19 protein-coding genes and 1 pseudogene are annotated in these 23,263 nt (G+C 58.8%); 6 read left to right on the top strand and 14 right to left on the bottom strand.

Annotated elements, in window-relative coordinates; genetic code table 11:
• Window positions 1-2: 2 nt before the first annotated feature.
• The 9 genes and pseudogenes from ACZZ0D_RS17865 to ACZZ0D_RS17825 all read right to left on the bottom strand — a co-directional run bounded on the left by ACZZ0D_RS17865 (window position 3) and on the right by ACZZ0D_RS17825 (window position 7,756).
• Window positions 3-479 carry a DoxX family protein gene (locus ACZZ0D_RS17865; protein ID WP_463553916.1) on the bottom strand — a complete coding sequence of 159 codons (477 nt, stop codon included), beginning with the start codon at window positions 477-479 and terminating at the stop codon, window positions 3-5.
• Window positions 476-1,234 carry an HvfC/BufC N-terminal domain-containing protein gene (locus tag ACZZ0D_RS17860; RefSeq protein WP_463553915.1) on the bottom strand — a complete coding sequence of 253 codons (759 nt, stop codon included), beginning with the start codon at window positions 1,232-1,234 and terminating at the stop codon, window positions 476-478. Before ACZZ0D_RS17860 ends, ACZZ0D_RS17865 begins: the two co-directional genes overlap by 4 nt.
• Complete coding sequence (gene bufB / locus ACZZ0D_RS17855) at window positions 1,231-2,118, bottom strand: MNIO family bufferin maturase (protein ID WP_401242419.1); 888 nt, start codon at window positions 2,116-2,118, stop codon at window positions 1,231-1,233. The genes ACZZ0D_RS17860 and bufB overlap by 4 nt, the downstream gene beginning before the upstream one ends.
• Window positions 2,119-2,143: 25 nt before the next feature.
• The gene (locus ACZZ0D_RS17850; RefSeq protein WP_053117837.1) at window positions 2,144-2,446 is read right to left on the bottom strand and encodes a BufA1 family periplasmic bufferin-type metallophore; all 303 of its coding nucleotides are present in this window, start codon (window positions 2,444-2,446) and stop codon (window positions 2,144-2,146) included.
• Between the two features lie 308 nt (window positions 2,447-2,754).
• Window positions 2,755-3,456, bottom strand: a complete 702-nt coding sequence (locus ACZZ0D_RS17845; RefSeq protein WP_463553914.1) for an ABC transporter ATP-binding protein — start codon at window positions 3,454-3,456, stop codon at window positions 2,755-2,757.
• Window positions 3,457-4,224 carry a high-affinity branched-chain amino acid ABC transporter ATP-binding protein LivG gene (gene livG / locus ACZZ0D_RS17840; protein WP_034154995.1) on the bottom strand — a complete coding sequence of 256 codons (768 nt, stop codon included), beginning with the start codon at window positions 4,222-4,224 and terminating at the stop codon, window positions 3,457-3,459.
• Window positions 4,221-5,477: a high-affinity branched-chain amino acid ABC transporter permease LivM gene (locus ACZZ0D_RS17835; protein WP_008082257.1), complete on the bottom strand. Its 1,257-nt coding sequence runs from the start codon at window positions 5,475-5,477 to the stop codon at window positions 4,221-4,223. The genes livG and ACZZ0D_RS17835 overlap by 4 nt, the downstream gene beginning before the upstream one ends.
• Entirely contained in the window at window positions 5,474-6,397 is a 924-nt protein-coding gene (gene livH / locus ACZZ0D_RS17830) for a high-affinity branched-chain amino acid ABC transporter permease LivH (RefSeq protein ID WP_008082254.1), read from the bottom strand. Before livH ends, ACZZ0D_RS17835 begins: the two co-directional genes overlap by 4 nt.
• A gap of 230 nt (window positions 6,398-6,627) precedes the next feature.
• Window positions 6,628-7,756, bottom strand: a pseudogene (locus tag ACZZ0D_RS17825) (branched-chain amino acid ABC transporter substrate-binding protein).
• Window positions 7,757-8,109: 353 nt separating this feature from the next.
• Between ACZZ0D_RS17825 and ACZZ0D_RS17820 the strand changes: the two are divergent.
• A complete protein-coding gene (locus tag ACZZ0D_RS17820; protein ID WP_159815466.1) occupies window positions 8,110-8,430 on the top strand; it encodes a DUF2288 domain-containing protein in 321 nt (106 codons plus the stop codon).
• Between the two features lie 280 nt (window positions 8,431-8,710).
• Here ACZZ0D_RS17820 and ACZZ0D_RS17815 read toward each other — a convergent pair whose 3' ends face one another.
• Window positions 8,711-10,912 (bottom strand): hypothetical protein, encoded by a 2,202-nt coding sequence (locus ACZZ0D_RS17815; protein WP_463553913.1) that lies wholly within the window; start codon window positions 10,910-10,912, stop codon window positions 8,711-8,713.
• Between the two features lie 196 nt (window positions 10,913-11,108).
• Between ACZZ0D_RS17815 and ACZZ0D_RS17810 the strand changes: the two genes are divergently transcribed.
• Window positions 11,109-12,005 carry an NAD(P)-dependent oxidoreductase gene (locus ACZZ0D_RS17810; protein ID WP_463553912.1) on the top strand — a complete coding sequence of 299 codons (897 nt, stop codon included), beginning with the start codon at window positions 11,109-11,111 and terminating at the stop codon, window positions 12,003-12,005.
• On the opposite strand, the gene ACZZ0D_RS17805 is transcribed toward ACZZ0D_RS17810, so the two are convergent.
• Together ACZZ0D_RS17805 and ACZZ0D_RS17800 are read right to left on the bottom strand one after the other, a co-directional pair.
• The gene (locus ACZZ0D_RS17805) at window positions 11,896-14,178 is read right to left on the bottom strand and encodes a putative bifunctional diguanylate cyclase/phosphodiesterase (protein WP_463553911.1); all 2,283 of its coding nucleotides are present in this window, start codon (window positions 14,176-14,178) and stop codon (window positions 11,896-11,898) included. The genes ACZZ0D_RS17810 and ACZZ0D_RS17805 overlap by 110 nt on opposite strands.
• A 148-nt stretch (window positions 14,179-14,326) precedes the next feature.
• A complete protein-coding gene (locus tag ACZZ0D_RS17800) occupies window positions 14,327-14,695 on the bottom strand; it encodes a YkgJ family cysteine cluster protein (RefSeq protein ID WP_053117848.1) in 369 nt (122 codons plus the stop codon).
• A gap of 301 nt (window positions 14,696-14,996) precedes the next feature.
• On the opposite strand from ACZZ0D_RS17800, the gene ACZZ0D_RS17795 reads away from it, so the two are divergent.
• Complete coding sequence (locus ACZZ0D_RS17795) at window positions 14,997-16,346, top strand: spinster family MFS transporter (protein ID WP_401244610.1); 1,350 nt, start codon at window positions 14,997-14,999, stop codon at window positions 16,344-16,346.
• A gap of 161 nt (window positions 16,347-16,507) precedes the next feature.
• On the opposite strand, the gene rapA is transcribed toward ACZZ0D_RS17795, so the two are convergent.
• Window positions 16,508-19,354, bottom strand: a complete 2,847-nt coding sequence (rapA, locus tag ACZZ0D_RS17790) for an RNA polymerase-associated protein RapA (protein ID WP_463553910.1) — start codon at window positions 19,352-19,354, stop codon at window positions 16,508-16,510.
• 253 nt (window positions 19,355-19,607) lie between these two features.
• Between rapA and ACZZ0D_RS17785 the strand changes: the two genes are divergently transcribed.
• The 3 genes from ACZZ0D_RS17785 (at window position 19,608) to ccoM (ending at window position 20,505) form a co-directional block, all read left to right on the top strand.
• Window positions 19,608-19,949 carry a hypothetical protein gene (locus tag ACZZ0D_RS17785; RefSeq protein ID WP_053117854.1) on the top strand — a complete coding sequence of 114 codons (342 nt, stop codon included), beginning with the start codon at window positions 19,608-19,610 and terminating at the stop codon, window positions 19,947-19,949.
• A 135-nt stretch (window positions 19,950-20,084) separates the two neighbouring features.
• The gene (locus ACZZ0D_RS17780) at window positions 20,085-20,246 is read left to right on the top strand and encodes a hypothetical protein (protein WP_172680076.1); all 162 of its coding nucleotides are present in this window, start codon (window positions 20,085-20,087) and stop codon (window positions 20,244-20,246) included.
• Window positions 20,247-20,391: 145 nt separating this feature from the next.
• Window positions 20,392-20,505 carry a cytochrome c oxidase subunit CcoM gene (ccoM, locus tag ACZZ0D_RS17775; RefSeq protein WP_041070550.1) on the top strand — a complete coding sequence of 38 codons (114 nt, stop codon included), beginning with the start codon at window positions 20,392-20,394 and terminating at the stop codon, window positions 20,503-20,505.
• A gap of 1,037 nt (window positions 20,506-21,542) precedes the next feature.
• On the opposite strand, the gene ACZZ0D_RS17770 is transcribed toward ccoM, so the two are convergent.
• Window positions 21,543-23,018, bottom strand: coding sequence for an inorganic phosphate transporter (locus ACZZ0D_RS17770; protein ID WP_212550611.1), 1,476 nt, complete (start codon window positions 23,016-23,018; stop codon window positions 21,543-21,545).
• Window positions 23,019-23,263: the final 245 nt, after the last annotated feature.

Raw genomic sequence — 23,263 nt, 5'->3', positions numbered from 1 at the left:
GTTTAGCGGGAGAAACGGCGGGCGATCAGGTGGTCAATCGACAACTTGCCCGGTCCGGTCGCCATCAGATACAGCAATACCGCCGCCCACGTACCGTGAGTCGGGTAAGCATCCGGGTATACAAACAGCTGAATGGTCAACGTCATCCCCAGCAACGCCATGGCCGAAAAGCGCGTAGCAAACCCAACCAGAATCAGCACCGGAAAGAAGTGCTCGGCAAACGCGGCCATGTGCGCGGCGATCTCCGGCGACAGCAGCGGCACGTGATATTCGCTGGTGAACAACGGAATGGTCGAATCGGCCAGACGCGGCCAGCCAAGCTGAAAGGTGCCGTCGATGAGGTCGATCGCCAGCCCCTCGATCTTGGTCTGCCCGGACTTCCAGAACACCGCTGCAATCGCGAAGCGCGCAATAAAAGCGATCAGGCTCTGGGGGATTCTCTCGAGCAGCGCAATGGCGCGAGTGATCAGGTTGTTCATGGCGTTACCTTATTGTTCAAGTGGGTGATGACGTTGCGCGCGATCAGCAAGGCCAGGGTCTGGCTGAGATCGAATTCAGGGCTGTTTTCGGCGGCTGCCAGCAATGGCTGGCCGTTGATCAAATGGCGGATAAACACGCTGGCGCCATAATCGATGGCGAACACCTCAACCTCCAGACCGTTGCGCAGGATCAGCGCGTGCTGGCCCTGATGGATCTCGATGCCTTCAAGTGAAGGTTCTTGCTGATGTGCAGCCCAGATCGCAACCACGGCATAAGTGGAATCGAGCAGGTGCAGGGAGGGATGAAGCTTGAAGCGCAGTTCGCTCAAGCCTTGCGGGGCGGCGAGTGCTGCGGTGATTTGTTCTGGCCGTACGGGGTCGGCGTCGGCGGCGTGATAGGCCTGCGTGCGTAAATGCTCAAGGCGCGCAACATCGGCCAGATAGGGCACGCTCGATGCCGGTTCGAAGGCGTCGATAAAGTCCGCAAACGCTTCGCCATAGCGGCTCATCAACGGACTCTGCGGCGGCTGCTGTTGTACGAAAATGGCCGCCATGGCGCGGAAAAATTCCTCGCCGACCAATTGCGCAACCACCGGATAACCGTCCGCCAGTGCGTTGATCAACGAGCTCTGCACATTGTTGCGGTACACCGCAAAACGACTGGCGGGATCGGCGCCGTTGTTGCTGCACAAACCGGCAGGGCAGGGCAGACGTACATTGAGCAGCGCGGCGCTGAATTCGCTTTGCATGCTCATGGGCGACTCCCGGCGCACAGCAGCATTTCGTCTGCCTGCTGCGCTTCGGCCAGCAAGGTGTTGAACGGGGGCACCTGATTGTCCCGTTCGATCAAGGTTGCTATCGGCCCGATACGATCCAGCGTCTGCCAATACAAAGCCCAAACCGCCTGATCGATCGGCGCGCCATGATCGTCAATCAGCAATCGGTCGCCGAGGTTGTCGGAATCTTCGGCGAACCCGGCCAGATGAATCTCACCAACCGCGTGCAGGGGCAGCGCATCGAGATACGCCAATGGATCACGGTGATGATTTACGCACGACACATAGACATTGTTGACGTCGAGCAACAGCCCACAGCCGCTGCGACGGATCACTTCATGGATGAAGTCAGGCTCGTCGTACGTTGAATGCTGAAACGCCAGATACGTTGCCGGGTTTTCCAGCAGCATTGGCCGTTTAAGAGTGTTCTGCACCTGATCGATGTGCGCGCAGACGCGGTTCAGCGTCGGCTCGTCGTAGGCCAGGGGCAGCAGGTCATTGAGGAACACTGGGCCGTGGCTCGACCAGGCCAGATGTTCGGAAAAGGAGTGTGGTTGATAGCGCTCGATCAGCTCGGCCAGACGTTGCAGGTGCTGAGTATCCAACGGCCCTTCGCTGCCGATGGACAAACCGACGCCATGCAGCGACAGCGGATACTGTTCGCGAATCAAACCGAGAAAGTGATGAAACGGGCCGCCGGCCACCATGTAGTTTTCGGCGTGGACTTCGAAGAAACCGATGTCCGGCTGGGTGTCGAGCACTTCACGAAAGTGCCCGGTCTTGAGCCCCAGCCCGGCACGGGGCGGGAGCCCGGTGAGGGCTGCCTGAGTGCGGGGGAGGGCATGGTCGTCAGGTGTGAACATGATCGTCACTCAGGCAGGCCGTGAATCAGGACTTCGCTTTGAAAGCTTCCATCTGGCCGAAGCCGGTCGGCGAGGTTTTGCTTTCAGTCTTGGCGCAGGTGCCTTTAGGGACGAGCTTCCAGGCGTTGGCCTGGTAGTCGGTTTTCGCGGTGCCAGCGCAGGTGGTGCCGGCGCCTGCAGCGCAATCATTCTTGCCTTTCATGGCCACGCCAAAGCATTTTTCCATGTCATCGGCCGCGTGGGCGGTGGAGACGGCGGCAATGCTCAGCGCAGAGCCGAGGGCCAGAACCAAAGCGGTAGCGGACAGGGTGCGGGTGGTAGCAGTCATGGTGTTTCTCCAGTTTCGGTCAGGGTTTTTACAAGCGTTTTTGCGCTTGCTTAACCCTCTAGAGAAAGGTCATGGCGATGCGTTACAGCGGGGCTGGATGTTTTTTTTTATAATTCTTCCGGGCACCGCCGTCCCCCTTGTGGGAGCGAGCCTGCTCGCGAAAGCGTTGTGTCAGACACCATTGATATTGAATGACACACCGTCTTCGCGAGCAGGCTCGCTCCCACAGGGGGATTTTCGGTGGGTTCGAGGTTTATGGTGGACATAAAAAACGGCCCGAAGGCCGTTTTTTTGTTGGGCGAAATGCGTCAACCGCCGAGGTATGCCTCGCGTACTTTCGGATCGGTCAGCAGCGCTTCACCGGTGCCGTGCATGACCACACGGCCGTTCTCCAGAACGTACGCGCGGTCAGCGATTTTCAGCGCCTGGTTGGCGTTCTGCTCGACCAGGAACACCGTCACACCGTCCTTGCGCAGCATTTCGATGATGTCGAAAATCTGCTGGATGATGATCGGTGCCAGGCCCAGCGACGGCTCGTCGAGCAGCAGCAGTTTTGGCTTGCTCATCAGCGCACGACCGATGGCGAGCATTTGCTGTTCGCCGCCGGACATGGTGCCGCCGCGCTGGTTGAAGCGTTCTTTCAGGCGTGGGAAAAGTCCGAGAACCTTGTCCATCTGTTCCTGATAGTCGCCCTTGTCGGTGAAGAAGCCGCCCATCGAGAGGTTTTCTTCAACGGTCAGACGGGCAAACACCCGACGACCTTCCGGCACCACCGCGATGCTTTTGCGCATGATCTGCGACGAGTCCTGGCCGACCAGTTCCTCACCCATGTAACGGATGCTGCCACTGTGCGCTTGCGGCGAACCGCACAGCGTCATCAGCAGCGTGGACTTGCCGGCACCGTTGGCGCCGATCAGGGTCACGATCTCGCCCTGACGGACTTCGACGTTGACGCTGTGCAGGGCCTGGATCTTGCCGTAGAAGGTGGAAACGTTTTCGAACTGCAGCATTTACGCTTCCCCCAGGTAGGCTTTGATCACTTCAGGATTGTCGCGGATCTGTTCCGGCGTGCCGTCGGCCAGAGGCGTGCCCTGGTTGATCACGACGATGTGGTCTGAAATGCTCATGACCAGTTTCATGTCGTGTTCGATCAACAGCACGGTGACGTTGTGCTCCTCACGCAGCACGCTGATCAGCGCCTTGAGGTCTTCGGTTTCCTTCGGGTTCAGGCCGGCGGCCGGTTCGTCGAGCATGAGGATCCGCGGACGGGTCATCATGCAGCGGGCGATTTCCAGACGACGTTGCTGACCGTAGGCCAAGGTGCCGGCGGTACGGTTGGCGAACTCCTTGAGGTTGACCTTTTCCAGCCAGTACTCGGCAAATTCCATGGCCTCGCGCTCGCTTTTGCGGAACGACGGGGTCTTGAACAGGCCGGCCAGGAAGTTCGTGTTCAAGTGACGGTGCTGGGCGATCAACAGGTTCTCGACCGCCGTCATGTCCTTGAACAGGCGCACGTTCTGGAAGGTGCGCACCACGCCTTTGAGGGCGATCTTGTGGCCCGGCAGGCCTTGAATCGGCTCGCCGTCGAGCAGGATGCTGCCACCGGTTGGCTGATAGAAACCGGTCAGGCAGTTGAACACGGTGGTCTTGCCGGCGCCGTTCGGCCCGATCAAGGCAACCACTTGTTTCTCTTTGACGGTCAGGGCCACGCCGTTGACCGCCAGCAAGCCGCCGAAGCGCATGCTCAGGTTCTCAACTTTTAAGATCTCGCGGCTCATTTTCGCAACTCCATGTGTGGGCGTTGCATCGGCAGCAGACCTTGTGGACGCCAGATCATCATCAACACCATCAGCGCACCGAACATCAACATGCGGTACTCGCTGAACTCACGCATCATTTCCGGCAACAGGATCATTACCACGGCGGCCAGAATCACACCCAACTGCGAGCCCATACCACCCAGCACGACAATGGCGAGGATGATTGCCGACTCGATGAAGGTGAACGATTCCGGGGTCACCAGACCCTGACGGGCAGCGAAGAAGCTACCGGCGAAACCGGCGAACGCAGCACCGAGGGTGAACGCCGACAGCTTGATGATCGTCGGATTCAGACCCAACGCACGGCAGGCGATCTCGTCTTCACGCAGCGCTTCCCACGCTCGGCCGATCGGCATGCGCAGCAAACGGTTGATGACGAACAGCGCCGCCAGCGCCAGCACCAGGGCAACCAGGTAGAGGAAGATCACCTTGTTGATCGAGTTGTATTGCAGGCCGAAATACTCGTGGAAGGTTTGCATGCCTTCCGCAGCCTTGCGTTCAAAGGTCAGGCCGAAGAACGTTGGTTTCTCGATGTTGCTGATGCCGTTCGGACCGCCAGTGATGTCGGTCAGGTTACGCAGGAACAGACGGATGATCTCGCCGAAACCGAGGGTTACGATCGCCAGATAGTCACCGCGCAAACGCAGCACCGGGAAGCCCAGCAGGAAGCCGAACGTCGCCGCCATCAGGCCGGCAATCGGCAGGCAGATCCAGAAGCTCAAGCCGTAGTAGTGCGACAGCAGCGCGTAGCTGTAGGCGCCGACGGCGTAGAAGCCGACGTAACCGAGGTCGAGCAGACCGGCCAGACCGACGACGATGTTCAGGCCGAGGCCGAGCATCACGTAGATCAGGATCAGCGTTGCGATGTCCACCGCGCCACGCGAACCGAAGAACGGCCACACCAGTGCACCGATGATCAGCGCAATGATGAAGTAGCGCTGCGTGGTCGGCAGGGTCAGGAAGTTGCTGGCCTTGGCCGGGATCAATGGCATGCCCGGCGAGGATTTCCACGCCTTGCTGATCTGCTGGTTGAACAGCACCCGCAGGAACATCAGCACCGAACAGATGGCGATGGTCGCCAGAATCATCGGACTGGTGTTATGCACTTCGAGGTTGATGCCGACGATGGTCAGTTTCAGTCCGAGTACCGGGTAGGCCACAGCCCACACCAGCAAGGCACTGAACAGTGCCTGTTTAAGATTCCTAGTCATACTTTCTCAACCTCCGGACGGCCCAGAATGCCGGTCGGACGGAACAACAGCACCAGAACCAACAAGCCGAAAGCCACGACGTCCTTGTATTGGTCGCCGAAGATATCGGCGCCAAACGCTTCCGCCACCCCAAGCACCAACCCGCCGAGCATGGCGCCGGGGATGCTGCCGATGCCGCCGAGTACCGCTGCGGTGAAGGCTTTGAGGCCGACGAGGAAACCGGCGTTCGGGTTGATCACGCCATATTGCATGCTCAGCAGCACGGCCGCGATGGCCGCCAGCGCAGCACCAATGACGAAGGTCAGGGCGATGATGTTGTTGGTGTTGATGCCGAGCAAGTTGGCCATCTTGATGTCTTCGGCGCAGGCGCGGCAGGCGCGACCCAGGCGAGAACGGGAGATGAACAGCGTCAGGCCGAGCATGGCGATCAGCGTCACCACGAACACCACGATTTGCATGTAGGAAATCAGCACTTCATGTGCGCCACCTGGCCCGAAGGAAATGTTCCCGGGGATCAGGTTGGGGATGGATTTGTCCTTGGAGTCTTGCGCCAGCAGAACCGTGTTCTGCAGGAAGATCGACATACCGATGGCGGAAATCAGCGGGATCAGACGGTTGCTGCCGCGCAGGGGGCGGTAGGCGATCCGTTCGATGCTGTAACCGTAGGAACTGGTGACAACGATGCTCGCAATGAAGGCCGCGGTCATCAACAGCGGGACGTTGTCGATTCCCATCATGGCCAGCCCGGCGATGGCGATGAACGCCACGTAGGAACCGATCATGTACACCTCGCCGTGGGCGAAGTTGATCATTCCAATGATGCCGTAAACCATCGTATAGCCGATGGCAATCAGGGCATACGTGCTGCCAATGGTCAGGCCATTAACCAGCTGCTGGAAGAAGTGATAGAGGTCAGGCATTACAACGCTCCTAAAAACCTGATACGCATTTCACTGGTGGAGTCATTTTCCCGCCCGGCCCCGTGGATCTATATCCACTTCGAATCCGGGTTTTGCCAGCGAACCGCTGATGACGGTTTTGAGATTTTCAGGTGGGGAGACTGGCGGATCACGCCAGCGCGGCCCATACATTCGTAAAACAAAGCCCACGGCACGCCGTGGGCTTTATTGGCAGTCAGTCAGGCAGCGCCTTACTGAGGGGATACTTCAGTTTTTGGTTTGCCGAAGTGCCACTCGTAAACCACAAATTTGAAGTCCTTCAGGTCGCCCTTGGCGTCGAAGCTCAGGTCGCCAGTCGGGGTTTTGAAGGTGCCAGCGTGAATGGCTTCAGCCACTTTGGCCGGGTCTTCGCTCTTGGCAGCGGTGATACCGCCGGCAATCACTTCAACCGCCGAGTAGGAAGGGAACACGAACGGGCCGCTCGGATCTTCTTTCTTTGCTTTGAATGCATCAGCCAGGGCGATGTTGGCCGGATCCTGGTCGAAGGATTTCGGCAGGGTTACCAGCAGACCTTCGGAAGCGTCTTTGGCGATCTGCGAAATCGAGTCATTACCCACGCCTTCCGGACCCATGAACTTGGCTTTCAGGCCTTTTTCAGCCGATTGACGCAGGATCAGGCCCAGCTCCGGGTGGTAGCCGCCGTAGTAAACGAAGTCGACGTTGGCTTGCTTGAGCTTGGCGATGATCGAGGAGAAGTCCTTGTCGCCGGCGTTGACGCCTTCGAACACGGCAACTTTCACGCCTTTCTTCTCAAGGGTCGATTTGACGGCGGTGGCGATACCTTCACCGTATTGTTGCTTGTCGTGCAGCACAGCAACGATTTTCGGTTTGACGTGATCGGCAATGTAGTTACCGGCGGCAGGGCCCTGGGCGCTGTCCAGACCGATGGTACGGAAGACCATTTTGTAACCACGGGCGGTGATGTCCGGGCTGGTGGCGGCCGGGGTGATCATGATCACGCCTTCGTCTTCGTAGATGTCCGAAGCCGGTTGAGTGGAGCTGGAGCACAGGTGACCGACCACGAACTTGACGCCGTCGTTGACGACTTTGTTCGCTACCGCTACTGCTTGTTTCGGATCGCAGGCATCGTCGTATTCAACGGCTTCGAGTTTCTTGCCGTCGACGCCGCCCTTGGCGTTGATTTGCTCGATGGCCATTTTCGCGCCACTGAACTGCATGTCGCCGTATTGGGCTACTGGAACCGGTCTTAGGGCCGGCGATACCGATTTTGATGGTGTCAGCTGCAAACGAATGGCTGGCAACCCCGGCCAGAACCATAGCGGCAAACAGTTTGGAAATCTGCTTAGTAGCCTTAGTCATAGTGCTCCACTCTTACTGTTGTATTTTTTTTTGAGTTCTGGCGCCGTAGCAGCAGAACCGGGTCAGATATCTTTGCGATACCCTCCGGAAATGCCCCCGGCAACTGTACCGGTACAGTGTAGAGCGCCGGTTGTTAGCCTGGGAAGCGGGCGCCGAGGGGCAAAACCTGAGGGTGTCGCTTTTTTGAATGAAAAAGACAGAATTGCGGCGGGGCGTTCGTGGGGTTATGCCCCAATCAACAGCATTCCTTGGCTTTCCTGCTCTTTTCGTTCGGTACAGCCTTTTGCAACCGGGTTTTGCTGACGGATCACCGACGTTATTATTCGCGTCGATTTCTTTTCCGGACAGTTCCCATGAATCAAGAACCTAGCACCCTCTATGCCAAGCTGCTTGGTGAAACCGCATCTATTACCTGGAAAGAGTTGGAGCCGTTCTTCGCCAAGGGTGCCCTATTGTGGGTCGACCCTGACCTGGATTTGATCGCCGCCGCCGAGGCCGTGGCGTCGGATGATGGCGAGAAAGTCGCCGCCTGGCTGGCCGAAGACAAAGTCGCCAAGCTGTCTGAAACGCGGGCGCTGGATCTTTTCGAACGCGATCCGCAGCTCTGGGCAGTGGTGGTTTCGCCGTGGATTCTGATCCAGGAAAGGGCGGGTGCTGCCGACGTTGCACCTTGATGGTGCGTCCGCTGGTCGGCGAAAAGTGTGTAGCGGAGTAGCGTGATGGCACGTTGCCGTGAAGAAAGGCCACAAGCGAGGGTGGCATCACGGTGACGTAAACGTAACGGGAACAGTTGAGAGAGCAGCCTTTGGGCTGCTTAATTGTTTCTGGATGTTGGAATGGCTGAAATATTCAGTGAATTTGGGGGCCTCTTCGCGAGCAAGCCCGCTCCCACATTTGGAATGCATTCCCCTGTGGGAGCGGGCTTGCTCGCGAAGGAGGCGACTCGGTCCTGGATCAGACCGTAAACGACTTCCCAGTATGGTTATTCAGCGAAATAACCTTGGTCTTGCCAATCCGGTGACGATAGATCTCGCGCAAATACTTGATCGACTTCTTCACACAATCGCGCGACAACCGAATGTCATTGATCGAAACAAACTTGTCTTTGTCGTTGATCAGCTCGCGGTACTTCTTCTCGTACATCGGTTTGATCGCGTACCAGTTGGTGTCGAGGATCTTCGCCGGGTTCTCGAATTCATTAAGCAAATCGTCGATGCGATCTTCGTCGAATTCTTCATTAATGATGAAGTCGAGGATCGAGTTGTCCAGCGTCTCATCGAAACGGTACGGGGTCTTGGCGAAGCAGCGTTTGATGAACGCGACGATCAGGGTCAGGAAATCATCCGACAGGCACGGGCTCTTCGCGATCAGCGTGGTCAGCGACAGGTTGGCCGAGGCGCCGATCACCAGCGCATAACGCTTGAGCGTGGTGTTGGGGAACAGGCTGTTGAGGTGGGTCTTCAACCGGTTCAGATCCATGTAAGACAGCTTGTAATCCTTCGGCAGCGAAACGATCGAGACCACCGACGAGCAGTTCTTGAAGAAGTGCAGGTCGTGCAACGCGGCGGCGTCGTAGCCGGAATTCTTGTACTGCTCCAGCGAAGCGCGATAACGCTTGGATTCGATCGGCAGCAGGCTGATGCCTTCGATCGCTTGCGTGACCTTGTTGAAGTGCGGCAGGTCGATCGAGCGGAAGAACAGATCGTCGATGTTCAGGCGCTGCGGCTCTTTATCGAAGACCTTGAATTTGTCGCTGCTCGGCGGCGGAGTTTCCGGCACCACCGATTCGGCGTAGGCAATCGCCACCGGGCCGGCCAGACTCATGAACAGGTCGTTGGCATCGAGGCGAATGGTCTCACCGATGTCGATGCCGGCGCGGCGGAAATAGTTCTGGTCGTAGTCAGTCGTTACCGCCTGCGCCGTCAGAATGTTGAAGATCTGCTGCGAGATGTATTGGTTGGCGTGCTTCTCCATCGCATTGACATCAATGTTCTGGATGTTGCCGTCATCGCTCTCTTCGGCGTAACGCATGATGTCGTTGGAGATCAGCATCATCGCGTTCCATGGGCGGATACGGCCCATGACGCTGGCTTCGCTGCTGTCTTCGTTGGCGAAGTTGTAGGAGAAATCCCATTCTTCCGAGAGGTATTTGCACAGCAGGCGTCCGGCGTTGATGTGCAGCGCCTCGGACATTTCGCTGCGGTGATCAGAAATATTCGGCAGCACGCAGATGCCGCTGGTAAAGATCGGTTCGAACACGAACGAATGACCGCTCTTGCCGTCATGCTCGTCCATCGGTTTGGTGTCGAACGTCTTGTTCATGTACGAGTGCTGCTGGGCCAGACCGAATTCCGAGGCCATGCCGGAACCGGTACCGCCGCCGGCACTGAAGATCGAGAAATACAGGCGCGACTGGTTGGCTTTGATGCCGCAGCTGTCGATCAGGTACGAGTGGATCATTTTCCAGTCAGGGCTGGAGAAACGCTGGGTGTCCTTGTTGAGGATGATCTTCGCCAGATACTGGCCGAGAATCGGCGCGTTACCGGCGCCACCGGCGTGGACTTCGGACAAGTCCATGATCTTCATTTTGCTGTAGTCGCGAAGGAAACCGCTTTTTTCGCCCTTGCGCGAGAAACGAATGCGCCCGGCGATGTCCTTGTCGAGGTCGCCGAGCATTACCAGCGGCTCGACCAGAAACACCGGTTTGCTCGCTTTGCTGTTGCCGATGCGCAGGTTGTTCTTGATCCACTGCGCCGGGCTGTAGCCTTTTTCGGTGGCGCGTCGGTCATTCGACGGGCGATCTTCGTTGTTGAATTCGTTGAGGTAAAACTTGCGCGCGTTGTACACCAACTCCGCCACGTCGAGAGCGATGTTGGAGCCGCAGCGACCGAGGCCGATCAGGCACACCGACGGAAATTCCTGATCGTTGTGCTGTTCGTTATCGCCTTCCAGGTGCGGCGGGCGCGGGAACACCATGTCGCGCAGGCCGTCGAGGTTGTCGAGGATGCGGTCGGTATTGGTTTCGGTGAAGTACAGGTATTGCTGGGTCGACAACGGGCGCGAGGGAACCAGCGGTTTGGGCGATGACGGGCTGTTGGCGGCGGGGCTCGGATTCAGATCGGAGACCGCGGTGGCGGTATTGTTTTTAGAAGTCATTGGGCGCCATTTACCTGGTACTGGGTTGGTTCGCAGACCAATGTCAGCGAACCTCACGGAATAAGAGCTCGCGTCTTGTTTGCGCGAATTTGGCCCGGGCGTCAGGGACTTGGCCTGACGGTCGCTCGGGGGAATCCTTTCCTGATCGCTGATGAATCGGCCATTATTCGGCGATCTTTAATCAAAAGGAGGCTAAATGATGTCAACGCTACCTTCGTTGGGGTTCGCCGGAATCGGTCTGATGGGCTTGCCGATGTGCCGCCGCTTGCTGGCCGCCGGTTACCCGCTGAGCGTGTGGAACCGCAACCCGGACAAATGCGCGCCACTGGTTGAGGCCGGCGCCCGGCAGGTGGCGACCCCGGCTGAACTGTGCGCGCACGCAGACGTGGTGATGTTGTGTCTGGCCGATACGGCGGTGGTGCGTGAGGTGGTGTTTGGCACGGGCGGTGTCGCTGAGGGTGGCAAGAGCGGTCAGTTGCTGGTGGATTTTTCCAGCCTGGAACCGACCGCGACGCGCGAAATGGCCGCTGAATTGGCGCAGAAAACCGGCATGTCCTGGCTGGACTCACCAGTGTCAGGAGGCGTGGTCGGCGCCGAGGCAGGCAGCCTGGCAATCATGGTCGGTGGTGAGGCAGTGGATCTTCAGCGAGTGCGCCCGGTGCTGCTCAATCTCGGTCAGCGCGTTACGCACATGGGCGGCGTGGGCGCCGGGCAGGTGACCAAGGCCTGCAATCAGATGATCGTCGCCTGCAACGCGCTGGTGATTGCCGAAGTAGTGGCGCTGGCGGAAAAAGCCGGCGTCGATGCCAGCCTGATTGCCGAGGCATTGGCCGGCGGTTTTGCCGATTCGAAACCGTTGCAGATCCTCGCCCCGCAAATGGCCGAAAGCCGTTTCGAGCCGATCAAATGGCACGTGCGCACGCTGCTCAAGGATCTCGACACCGCGGTGAAGTTTTCTCGCGAACAGGGTTCGGCCACGCCGATCAGCGGATTGGCCGCACAATTGATGCGCCTGCATGGGGCGCAGGGCTTTTTGGCGAAGGATCCAGCAACGCTGGTGCAAATGTACCGCGCGCCAGAATCAACGGATTGACCGCATGGGACTGTTTGCGCTGATTGATTTCTTCCAGCACCGGGCGTAATTCGTCGAGCGGCACCGGGCGGCTGAGCAGGTAACCCTGAATGAAATCGCAGCCCGAGCGTTCGAGAAATTCGTACTGCTCCAGGGTTTCGACGCCTTCGGTGACCACCTGCAAATGCAGGGTGTGCGCCATGACGATGATCGCCTGGACGATTTCCATGTCCGCCGTGGCATTGGGAATGTCGATGATGAACGAGCGATCGATTTTCAGCGTATTCAGCGGCAGACGCTTGAGGTAGGCCAACGACGAATAGCCGGTGCCGAAGTCATCGATCGACAGCGACACGCCGAGGGCGCGGATCTGCCGCAACAACACCAGGGTGTTGGCGATATTGCCCATCAGCGCATTTTCGGTGACTTCCAGCTCCAGCCGTTCCGGCGCGACACCGGCAGTGCGTAAGGCGTTTTCGATTTCGTCAGCCAGTTCTTCGCGGCCAAGGTTCAGCGGCGAGCAGTTCCAGGCGATTTTCAATTCGTCGCAGCCGTGGCGCGACAGTTCTCCCAAATCCTTGCAGGCGCGACGCAGCACCCAGTTGTCCAGTTCGGCGATCAGGCCATTGTTTTCAGCGATGCTGATGAAGCGATCCGGCGTCAGCAGGCCGTTCACCGGATGCTGCCAGCGGATCAGCGCTTCAAGCTTGGTGACCTTGCCGGTTTTCAGTTCGAAGATCGGCTGGTAATACAGCATCAAACCATTTTCTTCGCGCAGGGCATGACGCAGTTCTTCTTCGAGTTGCAACTCCATCGTCGCGCGGTTTTTCAGGTTGGAATTGAAAAAGTGCAGGCCGTTGCGCCCGGCACCCTTGGATTGATACAGCGCCAGATCGGCGTGCTTGAGCAGTTCTTCGCAGGTGGTGCCGTCATCCGGAAACAGACTGATGCCGATGCTGGTGGTCATCACCATGCGCCGCCCGGCCAGCTCAATCGGCTCCTTCATTTTTTGCATGATGCGCTGGGCCATGCTGCGCGCTTCTTCGCGGTCATGCAGGCCGATGAGGATGCAGAACTCGTCGCCACCGAACCGCGCGACCACGTCTTCATGGCTGCGCACCGAGCCTTTGATGTGGTCAGCGATGACTTTCAGCAGCGCGTCGCCGGCGTCATGACCGAGGCTGTCGTTGATGCGTTTGAAGTGGTCGATGTCGAGAAACATCACCGCGAGCATGCCGCCCTCAATGGCTTTCTGATTGAGTTTCTCGGCGAAGATCTGGTTGAAGCCGCGACGGTTGATCAGGTTGGTCAGTGCGTCGTAATTGGCCACTTGCTGCAGCGACATGCGCGCCTGGTCGAGTTGGCTGAGCAGGGCGTTGACCCGGCGCAGGTCGTGCTCCTTGTGTTGCAGTTTTTTATCGGCGAGTGCGGCGCTGATTGCACTGCCGAGAATCAGCAAGGTGATCAGGGCCACGGTCAGGCCCAATTGCAAATGGCTGGTTTCGGCGGTCAGTGTCGGCGTGCTGGCCTCGGGCAAAATCAGCTTGAGTGCGGCCATCCCGGTGAAATGCATGCTGAAAATGCCGGCGCCGAGAATCAGCGCGGCGCTGTATTTGAGTACCTGATGAAGTAAACCGCTGCCTTCGCGCAGATAGCCTGCCACCCACAGAGCGGCGAAACTGGCGCCGATGGCGATCACCACTGACAGGGTGAACAGTCCAGGATCGTAGTACGCGGTGGCGGCCGATTGCATCGCCGCCATGCCGACGTAATGCATGCCGGCGATGCCCAGACCGATGACGAGCGCGGTTTTCAGGTAGAGCACCAGACTGGGCTGGGATTCGCTCAGGGTGTGCATGGCCAGCCACGAGGCGAGCAGGGCGATCAGCAGGGAAAACAGGGTGATGGGCAGGTCGTACTGGATGTCGATCGGTGCCTGAAACGCAAGCATGCCGATGAAGTGCATGGCCCAGATGCCGCCGGCCAGGCAGGTCGCGCCGATCCAGCGCCATAGTCGCTGTGAGCGCGGGTCTTCCGCGTGACCGACGCGTTCGGCCATGTCGAGGGTGGCAAAACTGGCGGCGCACGCGACCAGATAGGCCACCAGCATCAGCAGCGGGTTATGGGTGCAATTAAGAATGACCTGCCCGCTCTCCGGCAGCTCGGTAACAAACTGCAAACCAAGCCACTCCATAGCATGCCCCGTCTCTGAGTCGTCCTTACTGCGCGGCTAGCGCAGGCGAATGACTGGAGTATAGAGGCGGTTTTCGCAGAGCAAGTGGTAGTGGCACATTGGCGCTAATGATTTCGGCATTAGCGTCATAGCGATTGGCGCTAAAGACCTAAGCGATCTGTTCGAAAGGGATTTGCGCCCAGTCCGGTTGCAGCGGCGGCAGGCCAAAACGTGCGCGGGCCTTGTCGCAATCGACGTTCTGCTCGCCGTTTTCCCACGACGATTCGAACTCGCGGCAGGGGCTGGAGCGCAATTCATAAATCGAGCACTTCACTTCGCTACCGACTTCGCCTTCCAGCGCCGTGCAGCGTGGCGATTTGCAGTCGGTACCGTTCATCGCCACCCGGCTCGGGCTGATCTGCGTGACCAGTTCATCGGGCACGGTGCCGCCGGAGGAAGCGCACTCACCCCAGAAAAAAGACACACGGAAATGGGAACAACAGGCACCGCAATTCAGACACGGACTGACTTCGGACATGGACGGGGGTATCAAAGGGATTGATCGGGAGATCCGGACGGATCCGGCGGCTATTCTAGGCTTCGCCACGGCGTTGGGAAGGGGGGCGTGAAACTATTTTTTTGTGGCAAGGTTTTGCCGCAAAAGCCCCGGTTTTCGGGGGATTCAAGCGTTATCAAGGGCTTACGTTTCGTTACAGTGCCATGGCCCGATATCAGGCAGACGAATGATCACAGACAGCCTCGGTCTGGCTGACTAGATTGCAGGTTCCGGGCTCGGATGCGTTGGCAGTGAAGCCCTATAACAATAAAGAGACGGACCCATGCAGAACTCGACCCAAGCGGCGAATGCCTGGCGCATTCTGTTCCTGCTGTTCCTTGCCAACCTGTTCAACTTCTTCGACCGCACCATTCCGGCGATCATCATCGAGCCAATCCGCATGGAATGGCACCTCAGCGACTTTCAACTGGGCATCGTCGGTACCGCATTCACCCTTGTTTACGCGATTGCCGGCCTGCCGTTGGGGCGCATGGCCGACACCGGCTCACGGCGCAAACTGATGGGCTGGGGCCTGGCGACGTGGAGCGCGCTGACCGCAGTCAACGGGCTGGTCGGCAGCTTCTGGAGCTTTTTGATCGTGCGCATGGGCATCGGCATCGGTGAGGCCAGTTATGCGCCGGCAGCCAACTCGCTGATCGGTGACCTGTTCCCGGCGCACCGTCGGGCGCGGGCGATGGGCATTTTCATGCTCGGTCTGCCACTGGGCTTGTTGCTGGCATTCTTTACCATCGGCGCGATGGTCAAGGCGTTCGACAGCTGGCGCGCGCCGTTTTTTATCGCGGCGGTGCCGGGGCTGATCCTGGCGATCTTCATGTTCTTCATTAAAGAGCCGAAGCGCGGCGCGGCGGAAACCGTGCAGGTTTCGCAGGAGCGCGTCGACAAGCCGATCCGGCGGATTCTGGCCGTGCCGACCTTTCTCTGGCTGGTGATGGCCGGGTTGTGCTTCAACTTCGCGACCTATGCCTGCAACTCGTTTCTGGTGCCTATGCTGCAGCGCTATTTCCTCATGCCGCTGCAGGAAGCGGCCGTGGCAACTGGCGTGATCGTCGGCGTGACCGGACTGATCGGTTTGACGCTGGGCGGCTGGATTGCGGACAAGATTCACCAGCGCGTGGCCAACGGGCGGTTGTTGTTCGCGGCGTTCAGCCTGATTATTTCGACCCTGTGCACGGCGTGGGCCCTGCATTCCGGGCGCATCGAGATTGGTGTGTTTGTCGCGGTATTCAGTGTCGGCTGGCTGTTTGCTTACAACTTCTACACCTGCGTTTACACAGCGATTCAAGACGTGGTCGAACCGCGTCTGCGGGCGACGGCGATGGCGTTGTTCTTTGCCGGGTTGTATCTGCTGGGCGGTGGCTTGGGGCCGGTGGTGGTCGGTGGGTTGTCCGATCACTTTGCGCACACGGCGATGCTGGCGGCGGGGGCTGAGCAGATGACCGAGGCGTTCAAGGCAGTCGGGCTGCATGACGCGATGTATTTGATTCCGGTGGCGCTGTTTCTGACGATGGTGTTTCTGTTTCTCGCGGCGCGGTGTTTTGTGCGCGATGCGCAGCGGATGAAGGAAGGTTTGGTTGCGGTGGTTGAGCCAGAGGTTGCAGTGGCGACGGCTTAACCGCCTTCGCGAGCAAGCCCGCTCCCACAGGGGAACGCATTCCAAACTGTGGGAGCGAGCCCGCTCGCGAAAGGGCCATTAGCATCACTGGTCAAATAACAGGCAATCAAAAAGGCCCGCATCGCTGCGGGCCTTGTTGTTTCAGCAGGGGAGCAGGGCGGTTAACCCGCCACCAACACCCGAATCGCTTCCAGGCGCAACGCCGCTTTGTCCAGCAACGCCAGACCTTGCTCGCGCTGTTCACGCAATGCCACCAGTTCGCTGTCACGTACGGTCGGGTTGACCGCTTGCAACGCGGTCAGGCGCGCCAGTTCTTCGTCGGTGTCAGCCGCCAGACGGCGACGGGCCTCGGCCACGCGCTCGGCGTGACGCGGGGTGATCTTGTCTTCACCGGCGTTGATCCGTGGCGTCAGCTGATCGCGCTGGGCCTGGATGAACTTGTTGGCGCTGGCGCGCGGCACGCTTTCCAGCTGATCGTTCAGGGTTTCAAACGAGACGCGTGGCGACAAGTCGTTGCCATTGGCATCGAGCAGGCAGCGCAGGGCGGCCGGCGGCAGGTAACGGCCCAGTTGCAGCGCGCGCGGGGCAACCACTTCGCTGACATAGAGCAATTCCAGCAACACGGTGCCCGGCTTCAGCGCCTTGTTTTTGATCAGCGCGACGGCGGTGTTGCCCATCGAACCGGACAGCACCAGATCCATGCCGCCCTGCACCATCGGGTGTTCCCAGGTGATGAACTGCATGTCTTCGCGCGACAGCGCCTGGTTACGGTCGTAGGTGATGGTCACGCCTTCGTCGTCGCCCAGAGGGAAGCTGGCGTCGAGCATCTTCTCGCTCGGCTTGAGGATCAGGGCGTTTTCCGAATGGTCTTCGCTGTCGATGCCGAACGCGTCGAACAGGGTTTCCATGTAGATCGGCAGGGCGAACTGATCGTCTTGCTCAAGGATGTCCTCGACCAGCGCTTCACCTTCGCCAGCGCCGCCGGAGTTGAGCTCCAGCAGACGATCGCGGCCGGTGTGCAGCTCGGCCTCCAGACGCTCACGCTCGCTGCGCGCTTCGTCGATCAGCGCTTGCCACTCGCTGTCGTCGGCTTCTTCGAGCAGCGGCAGCAGGCGTGGGCCGAACTGATGCTGCAAGGCGTTGCCGGTCGGGCAGGTGTTGAGGAACGCGTTCAGCGCTTCGTGGTACCACTGGAACAGGCGCTCTTGCGGGCTGGTTTCCAGGTACGGCACGTGCAGTTCGATGATGTGCTTCTGGCCGATCCGGTCGAGACGACCGATACGCTGCTCAAGCAAATCCGGGTGCGACGGCAGATCGAACAGCACCAGGTGGTGTGCGAACTGGAAGTTACGACCTTCACTGCCGATTTCCGAGCAGATCAGCACTTGCGCACCGAACTCTTCATCGGCGAAGTAAGCAGCGGCGCGGTCACGCTCAAGGATGTTCATGCCTTCGTGGAACACCGTGGCCGGGATGCCGGAACGCACGCGCAGGGCGTCTTCCAGATCCATCGCGGTTTCGGCGTGGGCGCAGATCACCAGCACTTTGGTGCGCTTGAGCATTTTCAGCTGATCGATCAGCCATTCGACGCGCGGGTCGAATTTCCACCAGCGTTCTTCTTCGCTGGCGTCCGGCTGCGCCTGGAAGCTGACTTCCGGGTACAGCTCGGCATGATCGCCCAACGGCAGTTCGAGGTATTCGTCCGGGCACGGCAGCGGGTACGGATGCAGTTTGCGCTCCGGGAAACCCTGCACGGCGGCGCGGGTGTTACGAAACAGCACGCGGCCAGTGCCGTGGCGGTCAAGCAGTTCGCGCACGAGGCGGGCGCTGGCTTCGGTGTCGCCATCGTTGACCGCAGTCAGCAGCGCTTCGCCTTCGTTGCCGAGGAAACCCTGAATGGTTTTGTGCGCTTTGGCCGAGAGACGGCCCTTGTCGAGCAGTTCCTGAACGGCTTCAGCCACCGGGCGATAGTTGTCGCTCTCGGCACGGAACGCGGCCAGGTCGTGGAAACGGTTTGGATCGAGCAGGCGCAGACGGGCGAAGTGGCTGTCCTGACCAAGTTGTTCCGGAGTCGCGGTGAGCAGCAGCACGCCCGGAATGACTTCGGCGAGTTGCTCGACCAGCGAGTATTCGGCGCTGGCCTTTTCTTCGTGCCAGACCAAGTGGTGGGCTTCGTCGACCACCAGCAAATCCCAACCGGCGGCGAACAGAGCGTCCTGCGCCTTCTCGTCGTCGACCAGCCATTCCAGCGCGACCAGCGCCAATTGGGTGTCTTCGAACGGGTTGGTGGCATCGCTTTCGATAAAGCGTTCTTCGTCGAACAGCGCGACCTGCAGGTTGAAGCGGCGGCGCATCTCCACCAGCCACTGGTGCTGAAGGTTTTCCGGGACGAGGATCAGCACGCGGTTGGCGCGACCCGAGAGCAGTTGGCGATGGATCACCAGACCGGCTTCGATGGTTTTACCCAGACCTACTTCGTCCGCCAGCAATACGCGCGGCGCAATGCGGTCGGCGACTTCACGGGCGATGTGCAATTGGTGCGCGATCGGTTGCGCACGCACGCCACCCAGGCCCCAGAGCGAAGATTGCAGCTGGCGGCTGGTGTGTTCGAGGGTGTTGTAACGCAGCGAGAACCACGACAGCGGGTCGATCTGCCCGGCGAACAGACGGTCGCTGGCCAGACGGAACTGAATAAAGTTCGACAGCTGGGTTTCCGGCAGGGTAACGGCTTCGTTCTGCCCGTTGAGACCGTGATAAACCATCAGGCCGTCGACATCGTCGACTTGCTGCACGGTCATCTTCCAGCCTTCGAAGTGGGTAATGGTGTCACCCGGCGAGAATCGCACGCGGGTGAGGGGCGCATTCCGTAGCGCGTACTGGCGGGTTTCGCCAGTGGCCGGGTAGAGCACGGTCAACAAGCGGCCGTCCTGTGCCAGAACGGTGCCTAAACCCAGCTCGGCTTCGCTGTCACTGATCCAGCGTTGCCCCGGTTGATACTGCTGCGCCATGCTGCCTGACTCCCACCTTGAAAAAGCGGGCTATCTTAACGGAATGAGGGCTTCAGGGCCAAAGATTACTGGCGTAGGAGCTGCCGAAGGTTGCGATCTTTTGATCTTTGGAAACACTTGAGTTCTGCGCTGTCCGATGAAAGATCGCAGCCTGCGGCAGCTCCTACAGGTGCCAAGTGCGTCACAGAATTGCGACGGGTGGCTCAAGGCGTGTTTGCCTTAGCCGATAGCCTGCTGACAGGAGAACCCCCATATGTTGCCACCGATGCTCCCCCTGAGCGCTGTGCCGATCACTTCGCAGCAGGATCCGATCCGCCAGCGGCCGGATATTCCGCCGGTGGTGCCGGTGCAGGAAAGCTCCAACGAAAGTACGATCGATCTGCAAAAACGTGATCCGGAAGAGGATCGACTGCTGGCGCGCGAAGAACAGCGCCGTCAGCAGGAGCGTGATCGTCGCCGTCGCGAGGCTGACGAAGACCCGGAAGAGCATCTGGCCGTGCCGGGTACGGTGCTCAACGCCGACAATACCGTGCCGGTGGTGCCGCTGATTGAAGATCAGCCGCGTCAGGGCTTGTGGGTCGATATCGAGATTTGAGCGGCTCTGGCTAGATGACTGGTTTGATCGTGTTTGGCTGGGTGGCTGGTCAGCGCTGACGGCAGGCGGCATTATTGGCACAGTCCTGCCGGTGATGTGGCAGTTGTGATTCTTTGAAGCGATGTTCTGAACGCCATGAGCCAAGACGACAAACTGATCGACCTCAGCACTGAACGCGCCAAGCGGGTGCATGACATTAAAGAGAAGCGGCTGAACGAAGTGCGTCAGGCGTTTGAGCAGGCGATGCCGTTGGGCAAGCCGAAGAAAAAGTCGAAGAACAAGCCGAAAAAGCGTTGATCTCCCCCTGCATCTGTTGATGCAGGTCAGTTATTTCCCCTCCTTTCTCTTCCTTCGTTGTGGTTATTGATCCCGGTCAATTTGTGCGCCTGTGTGTTTGGTAATTTAGTCCCATCGCAGCAAAGCAGGGGCCAGGAGGCCAGTCATGTTTTTCGATAACGTGGTGTTTGCCGGGGTTCTGACTGTAGGGCTGATGGTTCTGTTTTTTGCAGGGTTTGGATTTTTTATCTGGAAGGATGCGCATAAGCGTAAGAAGTGATTCTTCTGGATTGATGGGCACGCAAGGCATTTTGGGGCGACTTCGGTTGCCCCTTTTTTTTGCCTTGGCGGCCTTGGCGGCCTTTGGGCCGACCAGGCTGGGGGGGTGTTTTGTGAATATCCGTTGCTGCGGTAACGGCTGCTTAGGGTTTCGCCCTTACGGCGAGTCACCTTTTCCAAACACCGAAAAGGTAACCGAAAAGGCTTTGCCCTGACGTTCGGCCCGCTCGCTGGGGCTCGGGGTTCCTTCGCTCCGGGATTGATCCGGGGGGCAGCGCCTACGGTTTGCTTCGCTGCACCTCCTCTCGCTGTGTTTGGCTGCGCCAAACGGTCGCTGCGCTCCCACCCCCGGATCAATCCCTCCGCTCAGCCTGCCGACGGGCTCTAAGATCAAAAGCAGGCGAGCTGACACTCGGCCTATTGAGTGGTGAGGAGCACGGCGCGCTTGGCTTTGGTTTTTGTGGTGTTTTTGCCCCTCATCGGAACGCCGCCCGCCCAGCCCTATCCCGAGGGAGAGGGAGCCGATTTGTGTTGCTTTCAAATCTCGAGTTCGGCTCGAACATTCAGGTCGATGCATCTCTCGCAAACAACCCGGTCAGTCCCCTCTCCCTCCGGGAGAGGGCTAGGGTGAGGGGCTCTTGATCTTGATCTGGCTTTTGACGTGGCTTTTGATCTCAAGCCCCTTCGGCAGGCCGAGCGTAGGTGTCCATCCGGGGATCAGGCGCGTAGCGCCGTGCGGCGTAGCCGCACACATCGAGAGGAGGTGCAGCGAAGCAAACCGTAGGCGATGTCCCCGGATGGACACCGTAGCGAGGGAACACTGAGCCTCAGCGAAGTGCCGTACGCCGGGGCCAAGCCTTTTCGGTTACCTTTTCGGCGTTTGGAAAAGGTAACTCGCTGTAAGAGCGAAACCGCCAGCAGCCATCACCGCAGCAACGGATATGCCCCCAATCCCAATCCCAATCCCAATCCCAACCCCCGAACCAAAAAAAAGGCGCGATCCCAAAGAATCGCGCCTTCTTCATATACAGCTATCTATCAACTACCCAAAGCCTTCGAAGCCAACCAGAACAACCCAGCCGACAACGCCACGGTAGCCGGCAAGGTCAACACCCAAGCCAACAGAATAGTGCGAACAGTCCCACCTTGCAGGCCGCTCTTATTCGCGACCATGGTCCCCGCCACACCCGAAGACAACACATGAGTCGTCGACACCGGCAAACTGAAGATGTTGGCCAAACCAATCAAACTCGCCGTAGTGATCTGCGCCGACATGCCCTGCGAGTAGGTCATGCCCTGCTTGCCTATCTTCTCGCCAATGGTCAGAACCACACGTTTCCAGCCAACCATGGTGCCCAGACCCAGCGCCAGTGCAACCGCCAGAATCACCCAGAACGGCGCGTATTCAGTGGTCGTGGTCAGGTCTTTGCGCAACTTGTCGAGGTCAGCCTTTTCACGGGCATCCAGAACCGGCAACTTGCTGACTTTCTTCGCGGTATCGTCCAGGCAAAGCAAGTAACGACGCACTTCGATGCGGCTATCCGACGACAACGAATGGTAGTCCGCTACACCTTTAAGCGTGTGCAACAGAGCGGTGATAGTCGGTTCGGTCTGCTGCGGGTTGCAGCGGAATTTCTCCGGCAGGTCGCCGTCTACGCTCTTGCCCAGTGCGAGGAATTCACCCAGCGAATCGGCGTTGCGCTGGTAGAACTGGCTCAGGTGCAGGGTCGCGTCGCGGGTGCGTTCGATCTGGTAAGTGGTGCTGTTCAGGTCGAGAACGAACTGCGCAGGCACGATACCGATCAACACCAGCATGATCAGGCCGATGCCTTTCTGGCCATCGTTGGAACCGTGCACGAAGCTCACGGCCATGGCCGAGATCACCAGAACAAGACGGTTCCAGAACGGCGGATGCTTTTTGTCGTCGAGTTTGCGGCGCTGTTCAGGCGTCTTGTGCATCTTCGACAGCGGGCGCCACCATTTCAGGCCGATCAGGATCAGCGCTGCAATCAGGAAGCCGGCCATTGGCGAGAACACCAGCGAAGCGCCGATGTCGATCGCTTTCTGCCAGTTAACACCGTCGGCCAACGGAATGTCGTTGATCAACGCGTTGGCCAGGCCGACACCGAGGATCGAGCCGATCAGGGTGTGGGAACTGGACGCCGGGATACCGAAGTACCAGGTGCCGAGGTTCCAGGCGATTGCCGCTGCGAGCAACGAGAAAACCATCGCAAGGCCATGGCCGGTGTTCACATTGATCAGCAGCTCAACCGGCAGCAAGTGGACAATGGCATACGCCACGCCAACGCCACCCAGCAGCACGCCGAGGAAATTGAAAACACCGGAAAAGAACACCGCCAAGTGCGGCGGCATGGCTTTGGTGTAGATAACAGTGGCTACCGCGTTAGCGGTGTCATGAAATCCATTGATGAACTCGAAGGCGAGGACAAACGTCAGGGCGAGCAAGAGGCTCACAAGCACCCAAGCATCCAGTCCGCTGAATAAATCGATCATGAAGGTTTTCTGACCCGGTCGTAAGGGGGCGCGATTATGCCAGAAAAGACTGGAAATCGATGCCCTCAGTGCTCATCGGTAACGCACTTCTTCGATTTAATTTGTTGCAGCACATGAAAACCAAGCGGCGTGCAGGGTTTTTCAAGCCTTTGATTTGTCTATAAAAAGGCTTTTTGGAACAAGCGTTTTACCCGCGTTTGGAGGGCTCAAACGCTTGTCTGAAATATCTGTGAAACTTTCCGAAG

The sequence above is a fragment of the Pseudomonas sp. AC193 genome (genome assembly GCF_979258075.1).
This window is presented reverse-complemented; position numbering and strand designations above follow the sequence as displayed.

Coding starts and splice junctions, on each gene's coding strand:
- ACZZ0D_RS17835 (WP_008082257.1), bottom strand. CDS start 5,477: ATGACTAGGAATCTTAAACAGGCACTGTTCAGTGCCTTGCTGGTGTGG.
- ACZZ0D_RS17805 (WP_463553911.1), bottom strand. CDS start 14,178: ATGGAGTGGCTTGGTTTGCAGTTTGTTACCGAGCTGCCGGAGAGCGGG.
- bufB (WP_401242419.1), bottom strand. CDS start 2,118: ATGTTCACACCTGACGACCATGCCCTCCCCCGCACTCAGGCAGCCCTC.
- ACZZ0D_RS17820 (WP_159815466.1), top strand. CDS start 8,110: ATGAATCAAGAACCTAGCACCCTCTATGCCAAGCTGCTTGGTGAAACC.
- livG (WP_034154995.1), bottom strand. CDS start 4,224: ATGAGCCGCGAGATCTTAAAAGTTGAGAACCTGAGCATGCGCTTCGGC.
- ACZZ0D_RS17850 (WP_053117837.1), bottom strand. CDS start 2,446: ATGACTGCTACCACCCGCACCCTGTCCGCTACCGCTTTGGTTCTGGCC.
- ACZZ0D_RS17770 (WP_212550611.1), bottom strand. CDS start 23,018: ATGATCGATTTATTCAGCGGACTGGATGCTTGGGTGCTTGTGAGCCTC.
- ACZZ0D_RS17815 (WP_463553913.1), bottom strand. CDS start 10,912: ATGACTTCTAAAAACAATACCGCCACCGCGGTCTCCGATCTGAATCCG.
- ccoM (WP_041070550.1), top strand. CDS start 20,392: ATGTTTTTCGATAACGTGGTGTTTGCCGGGGTTCTGACTGTAGGGCTG.
- ACZZ0D_RS17780 (WP_172680076.1), top strand. CDS start 20,085: ATGAGCCAAGACGACAAACTGATCGACCTCAGCACTGAACGCGCCAAG.
- ACZZ0D_RS17810 (WP_463553912.1), top strand. CDS start 11,109: ATGATGTCAACGCTACCTTCGTTGGGGTTCGCCGGAATCGGTCTGATG.
- ACZZ0D_RS17785 (WP_053117854.1), top strand. CDS start 19,608: ATGTTGCCACCGATGCTCCCCCTGAGCGCTGTGCCGATCACTTCGCAG.
- ACZZ0D_RS17795 (WP_401244610.1), top strand. CDS start 14,997: ATGCAGAACTCGACCCAAGCGGCGAATGCCTGGCGCATTCTGTTCCTG.
- ACZZ0D_RS17800 (WP_053117848.1), bottom strand. CDS start 14,695: ATGTCCGAAGTCAGTCCGTGTCTGAATTGCGGTGCCTGTTGTTCCCAT.
- ACZZ0D_RS17845 (WP_463553914.1), bottom strand. CDS start 3,456: ATGCTGCAGTTCGAAAACGTTTCCACCTTCTACGGCAAGATCCAGGCC.
- livH (WP_008082254.1), bottom strand. CDS start 6,397: ATGCCTGACCTCTATCACTTCTTCCAGCAGCTGGTTAATGGCCTGACC.
- ACZZ0D_RS17865 (WP_463553916.1), bottom strand. CDS start 479: ATGAACAACCTGATCACTCGCGCCATTGCGCTGCTCGAGAGAATCCCC.
- ACZZ0D_RS17860 (WP_463553915.1), bottom strand. CDS start 1,234: ATGAGCATGCAAAGCGAATTCAGCGCCGCGCTGCTCAATGTACGTCTG.
- rapA (WP_463553910.1), bottom strand. CDS start 19,354: ATGGCGCAGCAGTATCAACCGGGGCAACGCTGGATCAGTGACAGCGAA.